Annotated in this window: 20 protein-coding genes and 1 tRNA gene; 8 read left to right on the top strand and 13 right to left on the bottom strand. The window is 36.6% G+C overall.

Going from position 1 to position 18586, the window contains the following annotated elements; translation table 11 throughout:
* Positions 1-250: 250 nt before the first annotated feature.
* From flhA to NZ923_07815, 12 genes are all read right to left on the bottom strand, one after another.
* Complete coding sequence (flhA, locus tag NZ923_07870; protein ID MCS7229931.1) at positions 251-2320, bottom strand: flagellar biosynthesis protein FlhA; 2070 nt, start codon at positions 2318-2320, stop codon at positions 251-253.
* A complete protein-coding gene (gene flhB, locus NZ923_07865; protein MCS7229930.1) occupies positions 2317-3396 on the bottom strand; it encodes a flagellar biosynthesis protein FlhB in 1080 nt (359 codons plus the stop codon). Before flhB ends, flhA begins: the two co-directional genes overlap by 4 nt.
* Before the next feature lies 1 nt (position 3397).
* Positions 3398-4174 carry a flagellar biosynthetic protein FliR gene (gene fliR, locus NZ923_07860; protein ID MCS7229929.1) on the bottom strand — a complete coding sequence of 259 codons (777 nt, stop codon included), beginning with the start codon at positions 4172-4174 and terminating at the stop codon, positions 3398-3400.
* 4 nt (positions 4175-4178) lie between these two features.
* Positions 4179-4448 carry a flagellar biosynthesis protein FliQ gene (fliQ, locus tag NZ923_07855; protein MCS7229928.1) on the bottom strand — a complete coding sequence of 90 codons (270 nt, stop codon included), beginning with the start codon at positions 4446-4448 and terminating at the stop codon, positions 4179-4181.
* Positions 4449-4466: 18 nt separating this feature from the next.
* Entirely contained in the window at positions 4467-5228 is a 762-nt protein-coding gene (gene fliP / locus NZ923_07850) for a flagellar type III secretion system pore protein FliP (GenBank protein ID MCS7229927.1), read from the bottom strand.
* Between the two features lie 14 nt (positions 5229-5242).
* Positions 5243-5569, bottom strand: a complete 327-nt coding sequence (locus tag NZ923_07845) for a flagellar biosynthetic protein FliO (protein ID MCS7229926.1) — start codon at positions 5567-5569, stop codon at positions 5243-5245.
* Positions 5570-5575: 6 nt separating this feature from the next.
* Positions 5576-5944 (bottom strand): flagellar motor switch protein FliN, encoded by a 369-nt coding sequence (gene fliN, locus NZ923_07840; protein ID MCS7229925.1) that lies wholly within the window; start codon positions 5942-5944, stop codon positions 5576-5578.
* 2 nt (positions 5945-5946) lie between these two features.
* The gene (gene fliM / locus NZ923_07835; protein MCS7229924.1) at positions 5947-6942 is read right to left on the bottom strand and encodes a flagellar motor switch protein FliM; all 996 of its coding nucleotides are present in this window, start codon (positions 6940-6942) and stop codon (positions 5947-5949) included.
* 15 nt (positions 6943-6957) lie between these two features.
* On the bottom strand, positions 6958-7539 hold the full coding sequence (locus NZ923_07830) for a flagellar basal body-associated FliL family protein (protein MCS7229923.1): 582 nt from the start codon (positions 7537-7539) through the stop codon (positions 6958-6960).
* Positions 7540-7772: 233 nt separating this feature from the next.
* Positions 7773-8378 (bottom strand): hypothetical protein, encoded by a 606-nt coding sequence (locus tag NZ923_07825; protein ID MCS7229922.1) that lies wholly within the window; start codon positions 8376-8378, stop codon positions 7773-7775.
* A gap of 28 nt (positions 8379-8406) precedes the next feature.
* The gene (locus tag NZ923_07820; protein ID MCS7229921.1) at positions 8407-9546 is read right to left on the bottom strand and encodes a metallophosphoesterase; all 1140 of its coding nucleotides are present in this window, start codon (positions 9544-9546) and stop codon (positions 8407-8409) included.
* Between the two features lie 33 nt (positions 9547-9579).
* Positions 9580-10734, bottom strand: a complete 1155-nt coding sequence (locus tag NZ923_07815; protein MCS7229920.1) for a cytochrome-c peroxidase — start codon at positions 10732-10734, stop codon at positions 9580-9582.
* Positions 10735-10861: 127 nt separating this feature from the next.
* On the opposite strand from NZ923_07815, the gene NZ923_07810 reads away from it, so the two are divergent.
* Positions 10862-10934 (top strand) — tRNA-Ala (locus NZ923_07810).
* A gap of 5 nt (positions 10935-10939) precedes the next feature.
* Here the strand turns inward: NZ923_07810 and nhaA are convergent.
* A complete protein-coding gene (gene nhaA / locus NZ923_07805; GenBank protein ID MCS7229919.1) occupies positions 10940-12079 on the bottom strand; it encodes a Na+/H+ antiporter NhaA in 1140 nt (379 codons plus the stop codon).
* An 80-nt stretch (positions 12080-12159) separates the two neighbouring features.
* Between nhaA and NZ923_07800 the strand changes: the two genes are divergently transcribed.
* The 7 genes from NZ923_07800 to NZ923_07770 all read left to right on the top strand — a co-directional run bounded on the left by NZ923_07800 (position 12160) and on the right by NZ923_07770 (position 18580).
* Positions 12160-12672, top strand: a complete 513-nt coding sequence (locus tag NZ923_07800; GenBank protein MCS7229918.1) for a sigma-70 family RNA polymerase sigma factor — start codon at positions 12160-12162, stop codon at positions 12670-12672.
* Entirely contained in the window at positions 12672-13466 is a 795-nt protein-coding gene (locus NZ923_07795; protein ID MCS7229917.1) for a zf-HC2 domain-containing protein, read from the top strand. Before NZ923_07800 ends, NZ923_07795 begins: the two co-directional genes overlap by 1 nt.
* 206 nt (positions 13467-13672) lie before the next feature.
* Positions 13673-15052, top strand: coding sequence for an RtcB family protein (locus tag NZ923_07790; GenBank protein MCS7229916.1), 1380 nt, complete (start codon positions 13673-13675; stop codon positions 15050-15052).
* A 167-nt stretch (positions 15053-15219) separates the two neighbouring features.
* Positions 15220-17328 (top strand): peptidylprolyl isomerase, encoded by a 2109-nt coding sequence (locus NZ923_07785; GenBank protein MCS7229915.1) that lies wholly within the window; start codon positions 15220-15222, stop codon positions 17326-17328.
* Between the two features lie 62 nt (positions 17329-17390).
* The gene (locus tag NZ923_07780) at positions 17391-18101 is read left to right on the top strand and encodes a hypothetical protein (GenBank protein MCS7229914.1); all 711 of its coding nucleotides are present in this window, start codon (positions 17391-17393) and stop codon (positions 18099-18101) included.
* A gap of 21 nt (positions 18102-18122) precedes the next feature.
* Positions 18123-18314 (top strand): hypothetical protein, encoded by a 192-nt coding sequence (locus NZ923_07775; GenBank protein ID MCS7229913.1) that lies wholly within the window; start codon positions 18123-18125, stop codon positions 18312-18314.
* Positions 18315-18319: 5 nt separating this feature from the next.
* A complete protein-coding gene (locus NZ923_07770; protein ID MCS7229912.1) occupies positions 18320-18580 on the top strand; it encodes a hypothetical protein in 261 nt (86 codons plus the stop codon).
* Positions 18581-18586 lie beyond the last annotated feature (6 nt).

The following is an 18586-nucleotide window of genomic DNA, read 5'->3' as shown; positions in this document are numbered from 1 at the left end:
TAATTTTAACCACGAATAAAAATAAATAAAAAAATGGAAAAACGAAATTTCCCCAAAATGTATTTAATCCCGTCACCCCTCACCTCGCCAAAAGCAAAAACTTCAAATGTTTCAGACAAGCCCGCCGTATCAATTTTGTAATAAACATGCTTATAAAAATTTTCACCAACTGCAGGAATTTTGATTTTAGCATTTTCACATAAGTTTGAAAACTTAAAACAAATCGTTCAGATGGTATCGGGAAAAACACTCATCCATTGTTAATTTTTATCCTCCCTATAATTTCAATTTCAATGTCTGTTGGAAGCTCGGTATATGAAATCACGCTTACATCCGGAAATGTTGAATGAATCAAACGATAAAAATAAAGTCGCACTGTTGCAGAACAAATCACGATAGGCTGATAACCGAGAGATTTAGCTTTTTTAACATTTTCATCCAAGCTTAAACTAATCGCTCTCATAAGCTCCGGAGGCAAAGCGAGGGTCGGGTTTGCTTGAGAAGATAGTTGCTGAAGCGACTGGGTTATAATTTCCTCTATTCTCGGATCAAGTTGAATTACATGTATAACGCCATCTTCATCTTGATAAAGTCTGGCGATTGTCTCCGAAAGAGAATGACGAACATATTCAGTGAGCACATCTATATTTTTCGTGACCCTTGAATAATCAAGCAATGCTTCAAGAATTGTCACCATATCCCGAATTGGGATGCCTTCATTTAGAAGGTTTTGCAAAACTTTTTGTATAGTTCCAATTGGGAGAACATCTGGTGTTATTTCCTCAACAAGCGCTGGATAATCATCTCGCAAACTATCAATTAATGCTTTAGTATCTTGCCTACTTAAAATTTTTCCCGCATTTTTTCTTAGAACTTCTTTCAAATGAGTCACAATCACAGAGACAGGTTCAACAACTGTATAACCCATAACTTCTGCTTCTTCTTTTCTATGCGCCGGTATCCAATAAGCTTCAAACCCATAAGTTGGTTCTTTAACTTTTATAGAGTCAACCAATTCTTCTTGCGCTGTTCCTGGATTCATAGCCAGATAATATCCAGGTTTAACTTCACCAGATGCGATTTTATTTCCACGGATTTTTATGATATATTCATTTGGTTCAAGATTAACATTATCCCTCACTCGTATTGGTGGGACGATTATCCCAAGTTCAAGAGCGAGCTGTTTTCGCATGCCTATTATTCTTTTGAACAGTGTTCCGCCTTGTTCTTCATCAGCTAACGGAATTAAACCATAGCCAATTTCAATTTCAATCGGATCAACTTGGACAAGTTTTTCAACTCTTTCTTCAGGTTGAGGTGCTTGTTTTGGTTTTATCTCTGGAGTTTTTTGTTTCTCTTTTTCAATTTTTGTTCCCCAATACCCTGCAACACCACTTATTACAGAAAGCGCCAAGAAAGGCAACATTGGAAGCCCTGGAACGATAGCAAAAAACGCAAGAACACCAGAAGCAATAAGTAAAGCTTTAGGATGGCTGAAAATTTGTCCTTTTACTTCAATGTCAAACTGATTTCCCGAAGCATTTCTTGTCACGACCATACCAGCGGAAACAGAAATTATCAAAGCTGGTATTTGCGAAACTAACCCATCTCCGATCGTAAGAAGAGTATAAGTTTGCAATGCCTCAGTAAAGCTCATTCCACGCTGTAAAACTCCAATTATCAAACCACCAATGATGTTTATCACTGTTATAATTAACCCCGCTATAGCATCTCCACGAACAAATTTGCTTGCTCCATCCATTGCGCCGTAAAATTCAGCTTCCCTTTGAATTAATTCCCTTCTCCTGCGAGCTTCTTCCTCGGTTATGAGTCCAGCGTTTAAATCCGCATCAATGCTCATTTGTTTACCAGGCATCGCATCAAGCGTAAACCTTGCTGCAACTTCCGCAATTCTCCCAGCACCTTTTGTTATCACGACGAACTGAATTACAACAAGTATTATGAAAACTATAAATCCCACAATGTAATTCCCTTTCACCACGAAAGAGCCAAAGGCGAAAATAATTTTACCAGCATATCCATCCCCCAAAATTAATCTTGTAGAAGCAACATTTAAACTCAATCTGAAAAGTGTTAAAATTAGAAGCAAACCTGGAAATACGGAAAGCTCAAGCGGGCTTGTAATATACATTGAAATAAGCAAAACAATAATTGAAAAAGTAATGTTAAATGCAATCAAAATATCAAGGAGAAATGGAGGTAGCGGAAGAATCATAAACACAAGTATTGAGATAACCGCAATTGCGAGAACTATATCTGTATTTCTACCTATAACTCTCAAAAATTCATTCTCTTTCATTGTAGCACACTACTACTTTTCTTTTTCAATTGATAGACATAAGCAAGGACCTTCGCAACGGCTTTATAAAGCTGTGGCGGAATTTCTTCATCTATATCAACCATTTTGTAGAGTGCTTGAGCAAGCGGTTTATCTTCAACTATTGGAACCCCATGGGCTCTAGCTATCTCTTTAATTTTCTCTGCGATTAAATTCATACCTTTAGCAACGACCTTCGGGGCATTCATTTTTTTAGATTCATATTTCAAAGCAACTGCAATGTGTGTCGGATTAGTGATAACCACATCCGCTTTAGGCACATTTTGCATCATTCTTCTTTTTGATATTTCAATTTGTCTTTTTCTTATCCGAGATTTTACCAATGGATCACCTTCAAGTTCCTTCGTTTCTTCTTTCACCTCTTGCCTTGTCATTTTCAGTTCCCTTTCGTATTCCCACTTTTGAAACACAAAGTCAAAAATTGCAATTAGAAAATATACAATTCCAGTTTTCAACATAAGTGAAAAAGCCGAACCAACTATAAAATCAGATATTCCCCTGACATCGGAATCAATCAAAACTATGACATCATTAACCATATTTCTCAAAACAAGATAAGCGGTAAACCCAATGACAAGTATTTTGAAAAATCCCTTAACAAGTTCAAATAAACTTCTTTTAGAGAAAAAGATCTTCTTGATCCCAGTTATCGGATTCAGTTTCTCCAAATCAAACTTTAAAGGTTCAAGTGTGAATACATACCCAGTTTGAATAATGCTTCCTCCTACCCCAACTAAAGTTAGCAAAACCATAAACGGGAAGAAATTTATAGCAAGGAAAGAAAAAATTTGAAATGTATATTCGCTAACATTCTTTGGTGTGATTTCAAATTTGTGAAGATTTGAGAGCACCAAACTTGTCAAATTTGCTATTTGTTGATAAACAAAACTTCCACCAAAATAAAATATCGCAATAGAAGTAAGAAGGACGATGCTTGAATTAAATTCGTAACTTCGGGCAACCTTTCCTTTTTTTCTCGCATCTTCTCGTCGTTTCGGCGTTGCCTGTTCCGTTCGTTCTTGAAGCTCCTCAGGCATTTTATGAGCCGATTATTTTTAGAAGTTCAATTATGTTGCCTTGAAACACGATGAAAAGTTTTTTAAAGATATAAACAAACAGTGGAACAGTTAAGATCAGCGCAAGAAGACCAACGATTATTTTGATAGAAAAAGCAAACATAAATATGTTCATCTGTGGAAACGCCCGAGATAAAATCCCGATTGATAAATCAGTTAAAAACAAAGCAACAATGACAGGAGCACTAATTTTAATTGCCGAGACGAAGACGAATGCGATCAATTTAATCCCGAAATCTACGATACCTGCCGAAATAGAAAATGATGAAGAAATAGGCACGATCTCAAAACTTGATTTCAAAACTTGGATCAGAAAATGATGCCCATTCAACATTAAAAAGATAACGACGAATAAATAATTTTTGAATTGACTTAACGCAGGAAGTGGCTCTGAATGTTCAGGATCAAAAGCTGTAGCCGTAGAAAAACCAATATCAAACCCTATAAGATGCCCAGCAAATTGAACCGAGTAAAAGATCACCCACGCAGAAAAACCTAAAATTAAGCCAATCATAACCTCTTTCAGTACAAGAATCACAAAACCAAACAACTCAACCGAAAAATCACTTGTATTTTTATCTAAAATCAATAAGAAAATGTAGCTTAAAAAAATACTCACCCAAAATCTCAATTGAAACGGGATAACGGAATACCCTAAAACAGGTGAAGCGGAAAGAAAACTTAACACCCGAACGAAGATCAAAATAAATGTGAAAAATATGGAAAAGTAAAACTCCATTAAATCATCTTGCTATGTTTGGTATCTGATTAAATATCTCTTTCGTAAAACTCACAGCTATGTCAATTATCCAAGGCAAAGTAATAACAATAACAACCGCTATCACGATAAGTTTTGGGACAAACGAAAGCGTCATCTCATTAATAGAAGTTGCTGCTTGAAAAATTGAGATTATCAGCCCAACAACCGCAGAAGCTATGAGAACCGGTGCTGAAATCAAAAGCGCAGTGAAAAATGTTTCCCTTGCGAGATGAATTATAAACTGTTCCGTCATTTTCAATTCCCTTGTTTTTTAATGGAAACTTCGTATCAACGACCAAACTACCAAATGCCATCCATCAATTAGGATGAAAAGCAGAATTTTAAAAGGAAGCGAAATCATAACAGGTGGCAGCATGATCATTCCCATTGACATCAAAATGCTTGCAACAATAAGATCTATCATTAAAAATGGAACATAGATAAGAAATCCAATTTGAAATGCAATTTTTAGCTCGCTTATTGCAAAAGCTGGGATAAGAACATATGTTGGGATTTCATCTCTATTATTTGGTTTTGGTAAATTTGCAAGCGATACAAATAAAGCAAGGTCATCCTCACGAACTTGCTTGAACATAAACTCGCGAAGTGGTTTGACAGCCCGTTCATATGCTTCTTGCTGCGTTATTTCATTTTTCAAATACGGTTGAATTGCATCTTTATTAATTTTATCCCATACTGGGGACATTATAAAAAATGTTAGAAAAAGCGCAAGCCCAACCAATACTTGACTTGGTGGCATCTGATGAATTCCCAAAGCTTGTTTCAAAAAGTGAAATACAACAATTATCCTGGTGAATGATGTTGTTAGAATAATTAATGCTGGTGCAAGCGAAAGGATCGTCATCAAGAACAAGATTTGCAATGTCAGGGCAACATCTTCTGATTTTTGCGCTTTCCCAACTTCAAATGTAATTTTTGGAACTGGAAGAAGAATTTGATCTTCTGCTTTCGTTTGAGCGTTTCCCAAACCTGTGGATAAAATGAAAATCAACAGCAAAATAAGTTTTCTCATTTGTCCACATTCCTCTATTTTAGCACAAGAAATTTACCATTTTTTTCATTACTGGATGAATAAATATCATCAAGAACTCGCACAATTTCTGGATCATTTATTTCTGCCAAAACATTCATAGAATTTTCACTTACGCCGATCACCAAAATTTTGTTCAACACTTTGATAAGATAAATTGATTTCCTCGGCTGAATTTGTAATTTTTTATAAATCCTCATTTCAATGCCATAGTCCGAAGAAGTAGAAAGAGCAGGATAAAACTTTTTCAGAAAATAACTCAAGGAAAATATCAATATAACTACTACACCGAATGACAAAATTGTTTTTGCCAATAATTCCATCACTTTTCACCTTTTCGCATTTTTTAGTCTTTCATCAGGGGCAACCAAATTGGTAATTCTTATTCCAAAGTGTTTATCAATCACTACAACTTCGCCTTCAGCGATCTTCTTACCATTTACAATTACATCAACAGGTTCACTTGCTAGTTTGTCAAGTTCAATAATTGAACCACGGTCAAGCTCAAGTATATCTTTTATAAGCATCGTTGTTCTACCAAGTTCAATTGAAACAGTCAAAACAACATCCATCAACATTTCAATCTTATTGTTGCCAAGCTTTTCCACCGCTGGTTCGTTATCAACGGTTAGTTTCTCAAGATTTTGAAATTCAGCGCTCTGTGGTTCAGTTTGTTTCAAAATTTGTTCTTTTTCCATTTTCACATCTCCTCATTCTTTACAATTTTTGTTATCTTAACCGCTTTTTTCCCGTTGAAGATGCCTGGTTTTCCATAAAGTTTTAATTTCCCAGCGATAAAAATTTTGACCTCTGAATCAACGCCTGTGTTAAGCAAAATTATATCTCCAACCTCAAGGTTCAGTAAATCCATAAGTGTGATCTCACTTTGTCCGAGCTCAACTATTATCGGAACCTTTGTCGTTTTTATTTTCTCAGCGATGTATTTTGAATATTCCTCTGGCGAGCGCTTCTTAACACCTATAAATCTCTGAAAATTCATCTTCGCAATTACATCTTCTATCACAAATACAGGATAACACAAACTCATTCTATAGTTTTTATCTCCAAGCGTAACGATAAATGAGATCACCAGCACAATTTCACTTGAAGGGGCAATTTGAACGATGTCTGGATCACTTTCATATTTCGCAATTTTAAACTTAAGCGTGTCAATTACTCCCCAAGCCTTCTCAAGCTCAGACGCTGAACGCTCCACTATACCTTTAATCAAACTTTGTTCAATCTGAGTTAAAGCTCTTAAGACCTTTCTCTTGTTTAGCTCTGGAAACTCAACGCCACCGCCCAAGAGTTTATCAATCAAAACAAAAGAAAGTTCAAGCCCAAGTTCAAAGACGATTTCACCTTGACTTTCTCCTACAGAAAGAGTAAATATCACGCTTGGCTTTTCAATTGAAAGTATATATTCCGAATAAAAAAGTTGATCAACATTTTCAACTTGAATTGAGACAGGGGTTTGAAGACGACTTGTTAAATAATATCCAAGCGATTCCCCAAAGCTTTGATGGATTGTTTGAATTGTCCTTATTTGATTCTTTGAAACTCTACTTGGACGACGAAATTCATAAGGAACAATTTCCTTTTCTTCTTGCTTTGAAATTATTTCTCCTGGTGATTTTCCAGCACTTAAACCAGCAAGCAGGCTATCTATTTCCTGTTGAGATAAAATCTCCGGCATATCTTTTAAAATTTTTTACTGAACTATAAATTTGCTGAAATAAACATTTTGGACTCTTCCTTGCGTTAAAATATCATTGACCTTTGTTGCTATTTCCCTTCTTAATTCTTTTCGTTTAGTAACATCCGTAAGCTCCTCAAGCGTTTTGCTTGAAAGAACATTTATCAAAATATCGTTTACTATGACTTCTTTGCTTTGAATCTCCGCAAATGCTTTTTCATTTGTTACCTCAATTCCAACGCTTGTTAATAAATATCTCATTCCCCCAGTCCCAGCTGGATTAACGATTAAATCCTTAACAACAAATAAAAACTCAGGATGAGTGGGGACGAATTCAGATTCAGTGATTTTATATTCATCAGTTGTTTTCTTTTCAGTTACTGCCTGTTTTTTTTCTTTTGCCTGTGTATTTGAGTTTGAATTTTGTGCCCCCGTCTTTGAATTAAGATCAAGAACAAGAAGATAAGCTATAATGATTTGCAAGATGACTATAGGGATTGATACAAATAGAATAGTTTTTTTACTGCCTTTGTTTACATTTTCTGCTTGATTTTTAGCCGTTGTTACTTGTTGCTGGTTCAAAGTTTTATCAGTCATTTATTTAAATATATTTTTGTTTTAAACTCCACGAAAAGATTAAAGCAAAGCGTGTGCCACCATAATTTTTATGAAAAAATGAAGTTTTTCTGCTTTTATCATATCTTGGAGATGGCTAATATTAAGCAGGTGTGTAAGATTATTAAACAAAAAGCCCCAGTTTGCACTGGGGCTTTAATTCTTCGGAGTGCAATCCCCCCCTTAAAAAAGTAGCTCAAAGATAAAATATCAAATTATCTCTTTCCGGGATTTAGTATCTTACCTTCTGGTCTTGGGTCTTGCTTCGCACGAGCCCAAATGATATAAGCTTCCATTGCCTTCATTCGTGGGTCATCTTCTTTAAGTGGCTTACCTTCCATTGGATTTTCAATGCACCAGTTTATCATATCACGAAGGAGAGCGATTCTCTTTAATTGAATTTGGAATTTCGGATATGTTTCGGGATGCGTATCAACTGCATCCGGATGGCACATATCACAAGATATTCCATTTGTTCCAAGCGATGGATCATGAAACCATTTATATCCTTCTTCAATCATTGCCTTAAGCTCTCTATCCCAGATCAATGAATCTCTCCTTGTAAATTTCGTTGACTGATATTTCTTTTGCTGTTGATATGTTGCCATAAGCATTGCTGCAACTTCTTGAGCTTTCTCCCTTGACATAACTTCATCCTTTGCCACATCATTCAAAACAACTTGAGTTTCACCATCGCAAGCTGTTATAACTTTTTTTTCAGTTTTTTTGTCGCCTTCACTTTCAATTGCGCTTAAATCATTTGTAGTATTGAAAAATGCACTTACGAGAAAAACAGCTAAGAGGATGAATGTCTTCTTCATAAAAATTCCTCCTTAAAAATTTTTATTTTTAAAACGATGGATCTATAGGAAGTGGTGGAACTTCTTCCCTTCCACCTGATTCAAGATATCTTGCTGTTACTTTCATTGGCTCTCTGCTCCAGAGATTATAAATCTTGTTCGCCTTTCCATTTGCAAGGACTTCCACAGTTCCATCGCCTGTGCCATCAAATTGATCAAATGGATCTGCTCTGTTCATTTTAATTGTCAACTTTGGAAGTCCAGTCGGTGCATATGGCCAGGGCCAAGCTGTTGAAAGCATACCATAAAAGTTTATGTTCCCAATTCTATGAAATACCGGCTGATGTGTATGTCCATGGATAACAGTGACATTTCTAAATGGTCTCAAAAGCGCTTGAACTTCCTCAGCATCATCCGTCCAGAAGTTCCATGGTTTATAATACTTGTAAAGCGGTGAATGCGAGAACACAACGATTGGAGTATCTCTTGAAACTTTCGCAAGATCTTGTTTTAACCATTCAAATTGCTTCTTTCCAACATCACCATAACCTCGTCCAACTGTAAATGGTCGCCCGTTAGGATTATCAAGCTGTGCCATGAATTTCATTCGGTCCATTGGGCTCATCTTGGCTTCGGTCCAATAGTCATCAACAAGGACAGAATTCAACACGATGAAATGGACACCTTTGTGATCAAATGAATAATATGGTTTTCCGAATAGTTCAATCCACTTTTCACCAAGGTCAAGATACCAGTCATGCTCTCCAACCATCATGTAAACTTTTGGTTTGAGCTCGCTTAAAATTTCTTTCCCAAGCTTTAATTCCTCCGCTTGCCCAAGCTGAGCAAGGTCTCCACCGAAAAGAACGAAATCGGGTTGCGGATCAAGCGCGTTGACATCTTGAACTGCCTTCAGAGCTGCGCGGACAAATCTTTCATTAAGTTTTCTTTCATAAAGATGCGTATCCGAAATATAAGCAAATCTAAACTTGACCTCAGTTCCTCCTTGCTTCGCTTCTACCGCTTCAACCAGTTGGAAAGAATGCGGTGGGAATTGATTCTTTGCAAGCGCAACGGCAGCTGAAGCCATCGCAACTTTCAAGAACTGTCGCCTGTTGAGCTTAGGCAGCATTTTGAAAAATTCCTCTCGCTCTTTCAAATACTGCTCTTCCTTTTTTTCACTTGGCATTTTAGGCATAATTTTGCACCTCCCTTTGTTTGTTTATTTGTTTTCGGGGAAATCTTTCGGAAATTCACCAGTTAATGTTTTCAAAAATTCAACAAGGTCTTGTTTCTCCTGATCGGTTAGATTAAGAGGTCTCATCTCACCTGATAAATTCGGATTATCATTTCCACCTCGGTTATAAAACTCAATAACATCAAGCAGTGTTGCTTCGCTTCCATCGTGCATATATGGTGCTGTAAGTTCAATATTTCTCAGCGTTGGTGTTTTAAACGCGCCAATATCTTTTGGATTTAATGTCACAAGAAATCTCCCAAGCTCAGAATACGCAGGATCAAGCGCAAGCTCATCAAGCTTTCTTTTATCAAGTCGTCCTTGCTTTGCAAGCATTTCAGCTTTTCTGGCAAGCTCCGCGAAACCTTCTCTATTCATCGCAACACCGATATTGTGATATTTGTTATCCGTAAAGAATGGATTTGAGCGATTGAATTCATGACAAGTTATACATCTCGCTTTACCTTGAAATAGTTGCCATCCTCTTTTAGCTGACTCACTTATAGCGTTTTGATCACCAGCAATGAACCTATCAAATGGCGAATTACCTGTTAAGAGAGTTCTCTCAAAAGCGGCGATTGCTTGCGCAACCCTATCAATCGTTATCTCCCCTCCAAAAACCTTTCTGAAAGCTTCAACATACTCTGGGATTCCCTTTAATTTTTTCACAACAGCGTCATGATCGGGCATGCCCATTTCAATTGGATTGATTATAGGCTGTTTAGCTTGCTCCTCAAGGGTTGGAGCTCTTCCATCCCAAAACTGTTCTTCATAAAACATTGCATTTAAAACCGTTGGCGCATTTCTTGCTCCCTTCTTCCCTCCTACTCCTTCACTTACTTTTTTATTTTCCGCAAATGCAAACTTGGGATCATGGCAAGTTGCGCACGAAACAGTATTATCAACCGAAAGACGCTTGTCAAAATAAAGCTTCCTACCAAGTTCAACCTTCTCGGGAGTTATTGGATTATCTGGCGGGATAAACATTTCCCATAAATCTTTTGGAATTCCAAGTGGGATTTTTACTTGATAGGTTACTTTGGCGGATGAGTTCGCTTGCTTTTCACTTATAAATGTGAACGATAAAACAAAGGCAATGAAAAATAAAATTCCCAGATAGAAATGTTTTGATCCGCTCATGGTTTCTTTCTTTTTTATTTTTCATCTTCTTCTACTCAATAAGACAAATAAAACTGGAGATTTATTCCAACGGCAAATTTGTTTTTCCCATTTTCGCTTTATAAATTTATGCTGAGTTCACCTGAATGGGGCCGTAGCTCAGATGGGAGAGCGCCAGAATCGCACTCTGGAGGTCACGGGTTCGAATCCCGTCGGCTCCACACCCTTATCTATCCGACCTCAATACACGATTCAAAAATACAAATCCGAACAACCCAGCTATAGTTGATGAGCTCAATATAGTCAACTTCGCAGTGTTTACTATAGTTGGCTCACTAAAAGCAAGCAAAGTAATAAAAATTGACATCGTAAATCCAATTCCACCTAAAATCCCTGCCCCAAAAATTGTTTTCCAACTTAACTCTTCAGGAAGCTTGCAAATTCCAAACTTCACAGATAAAAAAGTTGATGTAAAAATTCCCAAAGGTTTTCCTACAATAAGACCAAGAGCAATCCCAACTACATAATTTTGAATGAAATTTCGTTCAATCTCTCCACTTAAAACAATCGCAGTATTTGCCAAGGCAAAAATTGGCAAGACAATAAACGCGACAGGTTTATGTAGAAAATGTTGCAAGGCATATGAAGGCGATTTCTCATCATCAAGGTCAAATGGAATTGCAAAAGCCAATAACACTCCCGCTATAGTTGGATGTACACCAGAATGAAGCATAAAATACCACATTATAACTCCTCCAATAATGTAGCAATGAAGTCCTCTTACACCCAACTTGTTAATTAGCAAAAGTAAAGCAAAAATACCTATAGCGATAAGCAAGTTCAATAAAACAACCGTTTTAGTATAGAAAATTGCTATAAGTATTATCGCAGCTAAATCATCAATTACCGCCAATGCTGTTAAAAAAACTTTTAATGAAGCTGGAACTTTGCTTCCAAGTAAAGATAAAACCCCCAACGCAAATGCGATGTCCGTTGCCATTGGTATCCCAACGCCAGATTGAGTTTCAGTTCCATAATTAAAAATCAAGTAAATTACAGCTGGAAACAATAATCCACCAATTGCACCGAAGAACGGCAAAAGTGCATCCTTGATGTTTGAAAGTTCCCCCTTATAAATTTCTCTTTCCAACTCAAGACCGATAAGCAAGAAGAAAATTGCCATCAAACCGTCGTTTATCCAATGCTCAAGCGTCAAACCAGCAAATTTCAAATGAAATAAATTTACATAATCACTTCCGAAACGAGAATTCGCCAATATCAAAGAGATGACGGTACAAGCAATCAAAATAAACCCACTTGTTTTTTCGCTTTCAAAAAATTCATTAAAAAGCTTCGTTAACTTCATAGGTCATCCCTGAATTGTTGATTTTTAAAACAGGTGAATTTTCTTTATTTTATTTTAGAAAAATTCACCCAAGCCAATTTATGATTGAAAAGATTAAAAAAGAAATAATTAACTCAATTGATTCACTGTTACGATATGCGATTGTGATGGTCGGAAACGAAGAAGACGCAAAGGACCTTGTTCAAGAAACCTGCTACAAGGCACTAAAAAATATGAACTCACTTGACGAAAATTCAAATGTGAAGGCTTGGCTATTTACGATAATGCGAAATTTATGGATAAATCAAAGAAAAAGAAGCCAAATTTCCCCAGTTCAGCTTGACGAAACAATAGAAGATGTTTGTGATGAGTGGAATATAAATCCAGAGGAATTGTTAATTAATAATGAAGTGCGTCAGATTTTGATGCGAGCTTTAAATGAGTTGCCAGATGCCTATAGAGAAATTCTTGTCTTGCGGTATTTTGAAGATTTTTCTTATAACGAGATCTCAAAAATTCTAAACTGCCCTGTTGGCACAGTTATGTCAAGATTAAACAGGGCAAGAGAAAAACTTAAAGAAACATTTTTAAAAATTTACGAAAAAAAGCAGTAATGATAGATCACAAAACAATCAAAATATGGATTAATCTTTACCTTGATGGTGAGCTTGCTGGCGATGAGCTTGAACTTTTCAAACAACACATAAAAGAATGCCCAGATTGCACAAAAATTCTAAAGCAACAGCGTGATTTCATTGATTCAATAAGAGCCCTAAAAGATGAGGTAAAAATTCAATCCAAAGATTTCAAAACGGAACTCACAAAACAAATTGAAAGATTCAAACCAGAAAGAAGAAAAACTATAAAATACATCGCTTTTGCCGGCATAATTGCGATTCTTTTAATCATCACAATATCTTTTATTTACTTCCATTCAGAACGCACCGATTTTGTTAAAATCGCCGTTGAGAATCACATGCGTCAAGTCAATGGTCAACTTCCACTTGAAGTAGTGTCGTCTTCAGAGACAGAGATTTCAAATTGGTTCAATGGTAAATTAAAATTTAATTTTCGGCTTCCGCGTTATCCTGATCCTTCAAATCAACCCTATCGCATAAAGGGGGCACGACTTGTTGCTTTAAATAATGACTATGCTGCGCTTGTATCTTATGAAATGGACAATCGTCCAATGACCTTGTTTGTTGCTCCGTCTAAAAGTGCAACTCCTTACGGCAAAAGGAAGGTAAATTTTAAAGAAATTGATTTCTACCTTGATACACGAGATGGTTTTAATATACTCTCGTGGACGGATAAGGGTTTAACTTATGCTCTGGTTTTTGACTTTGAAAACTTTGACTGGAAAAAGCCCTGTATCGTCTGCCATAGCCAAGAAACGAAGGAGATGTAAAGAAATAGTTAGAATCCTTCCTACCGTCAGAATAAGGATCGCAACTTAAGCAAATGTGAAGTGCATTGGAATTACTTTAAAATTTTTTGTAAATTATTAACGCAAAATTCAAAAACAAAACCTTCAAGCAGAAAATGCCAGCCCCAAAGGAGATAAAAAGAATTTCTGAAGTAATTTGGGAAATACCTGAGACATATAAAAAAGGAATGCGTGTCCCAGCGCGAATTTACGCAACTAAACAACTTCTTGATTCAATGGATGAAGGAGTATTTGAACAAGTCACAAATGTCGCTTGTCTTCCGGGAATTCAAAAATACGCTCTCTGTATGCCTGATGGCCATTGGGGTTATGGCTTTCCGATCGGTGGAGTAGCTGCGTTTGATTTTGAAAACGGCGTGATATCACCTGGTGGGATCGGCTTTGACATTAATTGTGGAATGCGACTTGTTAAAACTAATTTGACAATTGAAGAAGTCAAACCTAAACTAAGAGAACTTGTTGACCTGCTATTTCAAACAGTCCCAACCGGAGTCGGAGCAACTGGATTTGTTAAGTTATCAAATTCACAATTTGATGAGGTGATGGTAAAAGGTGCGCGCTGGTGCGTTGAACACGGATACGGTTGGAAAGAGGATCTTGAAAGAATTGAAGAGCACGGCGCTATAAAAGGCGCTGATCCATCAAAGGTAAGCCATAAAGCAAGAGAGCGTGGAATAGATCAGCTTGGAACCCTTGGCTCAGGAAATCATTATCTTGAGATTCAAGTTGTTGATAAAATTTTTGATCAAAATGTTGCAAATGCTTTCGGAATTGAGCAAGAAGGGCAAATCGTTGTTATGATTCATTGCGGTTCGCGCGGATTTGGCCATCAGATAGCAACTGATTATTTGAAAGTTTTTCTTGATGCGATGAAAAAATATGGAATTCCGCTTCTTGATAAAGAGCTTGCTTGTGCTCCAATTGATTCTCCTGAAGGCAGGGACTATTATTCAGCGATGCTCTGTGCTGCAAATATGGCTTTCGCTAATCGTCAAGTTATTTTGCATCGGGTAAGGGAAGCTTTTGAAAAAGTTTTCAAAAAATCTGCCGAAGACCTTGAAATGCATCTTATTTATGATGTTGCGCATAACATCGCAAAAGCAGAGGAATATGAAATTGACGGTAAAATTAAAAAATTACTTGTCCATAGGAAAGGTTCAACTCGCTCATTTGGACCCGGACACCCTGAACTTGCTGAAATCTATAGAGATACTGGTCAACCTGTTATCATCGGAGGCTCAATGGAAACTGGTTCATATCTTCTCGTTGGAACTAAAAGAGCTATGGAAGAAACATTTGGCTCAACTTGCCACGGTAGCGGTAGAACAATGAGTAGACATAAAGCCAAAAAAGAGATAAGTTACAACCAACTCGTAAAACAGATGGAAGAACGCGGAATATATGTAAGAGCTGCTTCAAAGTCAGGTCTCGTGGAAGAGGCAGGCGCCGCTTACAAAAACATATCAGATGTCGTTGAAGCAGTTGATAGAGCTGGAATCTCCAGAAAAGTTGCAGCCTTAAGACCGATAGGAAATATAAAGGGTTGAAAACATTCTGCATTTGATTTAAAAAACATTGAAAGTCAACTATTAATTTTGCCCTTGGACTGCCGCAAATCTCTATAATAAAGCCACATAATCGTCTTTTGATTTTTAAACCCTTTTCGCTTAAATTTATCAAAAATTTAAAAACAATTTGAGGTGAAAAACGCACCATGCCTGTAATGGCTAAAATGAGAAATAATCTTCCTGTGATACTTTTATCACTTGTGTTTTTATTTCTTCTTACGATCGTCCTGGATTGGGGAATGGATATAACAGGACGACATCAAAGAGAAAACCCTTATGAACCCATAGGTGAAGTCAATGGTGAGGAAATAACTTATCAAGAGTTCAATCAAGCACTTGAATTTGAAATTGAAAACTATAGACAAAGGACCGGAAGCGAGCCAGACGAGTTCATGCTTGAGCAGTTAAGAAATCAGATCTGGGAACAACTTGTCACAAAAAAACTCATAGAACAGGAAATAAGAAAACTTGGAATAAAAGTAACCGATGATGAAATAACCGATTGGGTTTTGAATTCACCTGAAACGCTTCCCGAGGTAGTTAAAAGAAATTTCGTTGATTCACTTGGAAATTTAGATAGAACACTTCTTGAAAGAGCTTTAAAAGCAACAACACCTGAAGCGAGGCAGTTTTGGATTGAGGTTGAAAAGTTTTTAAGAGCTCAGAAATTAACCGAAAAACTTCAAAGCCGAATCCTTGCTAGCATTCGGGTAAGCGAAGGAGAAATAAGGGAAAGATTTGAAAAACAAAACACGAGATATGAGATAAAATATGTTTCGCTTGATCCAAATAAGTTTGCAAACAGCATAACCGAACCAACAGATGATGAAATCAGAGAGTATTACCGAAATCATCAAGATGAATTCAGAGTTCAGGAAACAAGAAGATTAAAATATGTCGTTTTCTCCGATGCCCCTTCATCAGAGGATTCCGCTTCCGTTTTAAGGGAACTTGAAAATTTCAAACAGCAAGCATTGCAAGGCGCTGATTTCATTGAACTTGTAAAAAATTACTCTGAAACACCTTTCTCGGATGTATTTTTCAAGCATGGTGAACTTATGCCCGAAATTGAAAACGAAATATGGGATAAAAAAGTCGGGGAAATTGTCGGTCCTTTGAAATTAAGTGATGGATTCCATTTAATTAAAATCCTTGATGAACGAAAAGGGACGGATATATTTGTAAGAGCAAGCCACATCTTAATACCACTTACTCGCGATACGGTGGCGTCATATAATTTAGCCAGGGAAGTTCTCTCATTCGCAAAAAGAGGCGATGATTTTGCAAATCTAGCTGCGACTTTCTCCGCTGATCAAGCAACCGCACGAAAAGGCGGAGACCTTGGATGGTTCGGAAAAGGCAGAATGGTAAAAGAATTTGAAGAAGCAGTTTTCAAAGCAAAGCCCGGCGAGATAATTGGTCCAGTGAGAACTCAATATGGTTTGCATATTATCAAAGTTGTTGCAAAAGATAACCGCGAGCTTAAAATCGCAGATCTTAAGTTAAGCGTTAGAGCAAGCTCAGAAACGATAGAATCACAAAGAAAACGTGCGGAGGACTTTTCACACACAGTTAGAGGGGAAAACTTCGTTCAAGAAGCTTCAGCCCTTGGGCTTGAAATTAAAACAACACCACCATTTACAAAAGATTCACCAATCCCTGGAATTGGATTTAATAAAACGATTTTAGATTGGACATTCTCAAATAAAATTGGCGCTGTAAGTCCAGTTTTCAAACTCAGAGATGGATTCGCAGTTTTCACAATAGCAGAAATCAAAGAAGCCGGAATAAGACCATTTGAAGAAATCAAAGAAGCGCTAAAAGTCAGAGTAAGACGAGAAAAATTAAAAAATAAAGCATTTGAATATATTGCAAATTTGAGAAATAAACTTAATGAAAAGGACGGGCTTGATGCTATAGTTAAACTTGATTCTACGCTTGAGGTAAAAACAGCTTCTGGTTTTACTCTTTCAGGTGGAATTCCAGGAATCGGCACTGACGAAAATGTCCTCGGAAAGCTTCTTGATTTGAAACCAGGTCAAATATCGCAACCAATAAAAGGGAACTCAAATATATATCTTGTCCAGCTCGTGAATAAAACGCCATTTGATTCATCCGCTTATAAATCTCAATATGATATGCTTAAGGAACAGATTTACAACGAGAAGAAAAACACGATTTTCTTCATTTGGCTTGATAACTTGAAAAAGAATTCTAAAATTGTTGACAACCGCTCTTTGTACTTTGAACAATAGATTTTAATTGCCCCACCATTTTAAGGTGGGGTCTTGCTTTCAAAGAATGTTAAAACTAGATCATGCATTCAAAGAGCATTAAAATCTTGACTTTTCTAATTTTTTTGCTTACTGATTTCTTGCTCTCCCAGCCAAACAAAACCATCGGCGTAAATTTCAATTATATTCTCTCCGCATTTGTATATCCAAATGTGATTTCAAACGATAGAGGGATACGAAACCTTTCAAAAGAGATCAACGGGTGGATTGGGATCTCGGCAGATTTCAGATATGAATTTACAGACGGATATTTACTTGGATTTTCATTAGAAGTTGTGGATAAAAAAGTTGAAGATTTTTTGATACGCCGCATATCAAACCAAGTAGTAAGAATTCCTGTTGAAGATAGGTTTAGAATTTACATCGCTGAATTGAGTTTATTTTTCGTTGCACCTTTTAGCTCTCAAAGATGGAACATTTACATCGGCGGTGGTCTTGGTGCATATAAAGGTGATTTCACAAAGTCAATTTTGAATGTTAAAAGTAAAATTCAAAAATCTCCTATTAACCTTGGAATTCAAGTAATATCTGGGGTGATGTATAATTTTAGCGAAAGGTTCGGAGCAAGAGTTGAGTTAAAATTTCGTGATCCGATGGTTGAAACGGAAAATAAGTTTACAGAAAAATTTATAAATTACGGCGGATACACTATCCAAATTGATCAAGCACCTTTTAGACCAAGGGTTAACTTTGATACGATGACCTTAATTTTAGGGATGACATATTCGTTTTAAAACTTAATGATTTTTAAAAACATGGCAACATACGCAGAGCAAAAGAAGATGATTGAGGAACTCAACAGAATATCTTACCGACTTAAAGGAAAAGACAAGTATGATTTTGAAATGCTTTTAAAAAGGCACAAAGATGACGAAGACCTTGATTCGCTCTCAATGAAGCGACTTCGCGAAATTTACGAAAAATATGTTATAAAGAAGGAGAAATAATCCAAATGGTCGGTTTTATTGGAATTGCCGTTATTGTTTTGATAGTTATCTTTGCAATTTTTTATGGTTATGGTCTTATCCTTAAACAGGAAAGAAGCGTCAATCCATATTCAACCCGCGCAAAGTGTACACTCTGTGGTAGATTTTTTGAAAAGGAAAATCTCGTTGAACGAGCAATTGGCATAGAAAAACTTTATTACTTTTGCACCGAATGCATAAAAAGTTTATACGAAGATTATATCAATCTCAAATCAAAACAAAATTGAAAAGGT

The sequence above is a fragment of the Candidatus Kryptonium sp. genome (genome assembly GCA_025060635.1).
Classification (GTDB): Bacteria; Bacteroidota; Ignavibacteria; order Kryptoniales; family Kryptoniaceae; genus Kryptonium.
Note: the sequence above shows the minus strand (reverse complement) of the source record. Positions and strands in the feature narration are given on the sequence as shown.

What these genes read in the sequence shown, in the direction of transcription:
- NZ923_07795 (MCS7229917.1), top strand. Translation starts at nt 12,672, where the DNA reads ATGATAGATCACAAAACAATCAAAATATGGATTAATCTTTACCTTGAT.
- NZ923_07815 (MCS7229920.1), bottom strand. Translation starts at nt 10,734, where the DNA reads ATGAGCGGATCAAAACATTTCTATCTGGGAATTTTATTTTTCATTGCC.
- NZ923_07825 (MCS7229922.1), bottom strand. Translation starts at nt 8,378, where the DNA reads ATGAAGAAGACATTCATCCTCTTAGCTGTTTTTCTCGTAAGTGCATTT.
- NZ923_07800 (MCS7229918.1), top strand. Translation starts at nt 12,160, where the DNA reads ATGATTGAAAAGATTAAAAAAGAAATAATTAACTCAATTGATTCACTG.
- flhA (MCS7229931.1), bottom strand. Translation starts at nt 2,320, where the DNA reads ATGAAAGAGAATGAATTTTTGAGAGTTATAGGTAGAAATACAGATATA.
- NZ923_07845 (MCS7229926.1), bottom strand. Translation starts at nt 5,569, where the DNA reads ATGGAATTATTGGCAAAAACAATTTTGTCATTCGGTGTAGTAGTTATA.
- NZ923_07830 (MCS7229923.1), bottom strand. Translation starts at nt 7,539, where the DNA reads ATGACTGATAAAACTTTGAACCAGCAACAAGTAACAACGGCTAAAAAT.
- NZ923_07780 (MCS7229914.1), top strand. Translation starts at nt 17,391, where the DNA reads ATGCATTCAAAGAGCATTAAAATCTTGACTTTTCTAATTTTTTTGCTT.
- fliR (MCS7229929.1), bottom strand. Translation starts at nt 4,174, where the DNA reads ATGGAGTTTTACTTTTCCATATTTTTCACATTTATTTTGATCTTCGTT.
- nhaA (MCS7229919.1), bottom strand. Translation starts at nt 12,079, where the DNA reads ATGAAGTTAACGAAGCTTTTTAATGAATTTTTTGAAAGCGAAAAAACA.
- fliQ (MCS7229928.1), bottom strand. Translation starts at nt 4,448, where the DNA reads ATGACGGAACAGTTTATAATTCATCTCGCAAGGGAAACATTTTTCACT.
- fliN (MCS7229925.1), bottom strand. Translation starts at nt 5,944, where the DNA reads ATGGAAAAAGAACAAATTTTGAAACAAACTGAACCACAGAGCGCTGAA.
- NZ923_07770 (MCS7229912.1), top strand. Translation starts at nt 18,320, where the DNA reads ATGGTCGGTTTTATTGGAATTGCCGTTATTGTTTTGATAGTTATCTTT.
- NZ923_07785 (MCS7229915.1), top strand. Translation starts at nt 15,220, where the DNA reads ATGCCTGTAATGGCTAAAATGAGAAATAATCTTCCTGTGATACTTTTA.
- flhB (MCS7229930.1), bottom strand. Translation starts at nt 3,396, where the DNA reads ATGCCTGAGGAGCTTCAAGAACGAACGGAACAGGCAACGCCGAAACGA.
- fliM (MCS7229924.1), bottom strand. Translation starts at nt 6,942, where the DNA reads ATGCCGGAGATTTTATCTCAACAGGAAATAGATAGCCTGCTTGCTGGT.
- NZ923_07820 (MCS7229921.1), bottom strand. Translation starts at nt 9,546, where the DNA reads ATGCCAAGTGAAAAAAAGGAAGAGCAGTATTTGAAAGAGCGAGAGGAA.
- NZ923_07775 (MCS7229913.1), top strand. Translation starts at nt 18,123, where the DNA reads ATGGCAACATACGCAGAGCAAAAGAAGATGATTGAGGAACTCAACAGA.
- NZ923_07790 (MCS7229916.1), top strand. Translation starts at nt 13,673, where the DNA reads ATGCGTGTCCCAGCGCGAATTTACGCAACTAAACAACTTCTTGATTCA.
- fliP (MCS7229927.1), bottom strand. Translation starts at nt 5,228, where the DNA reads ATGAGAAAACTTATTTTGCTGTTGATTTTCATTTTATCCACAGGTTTG.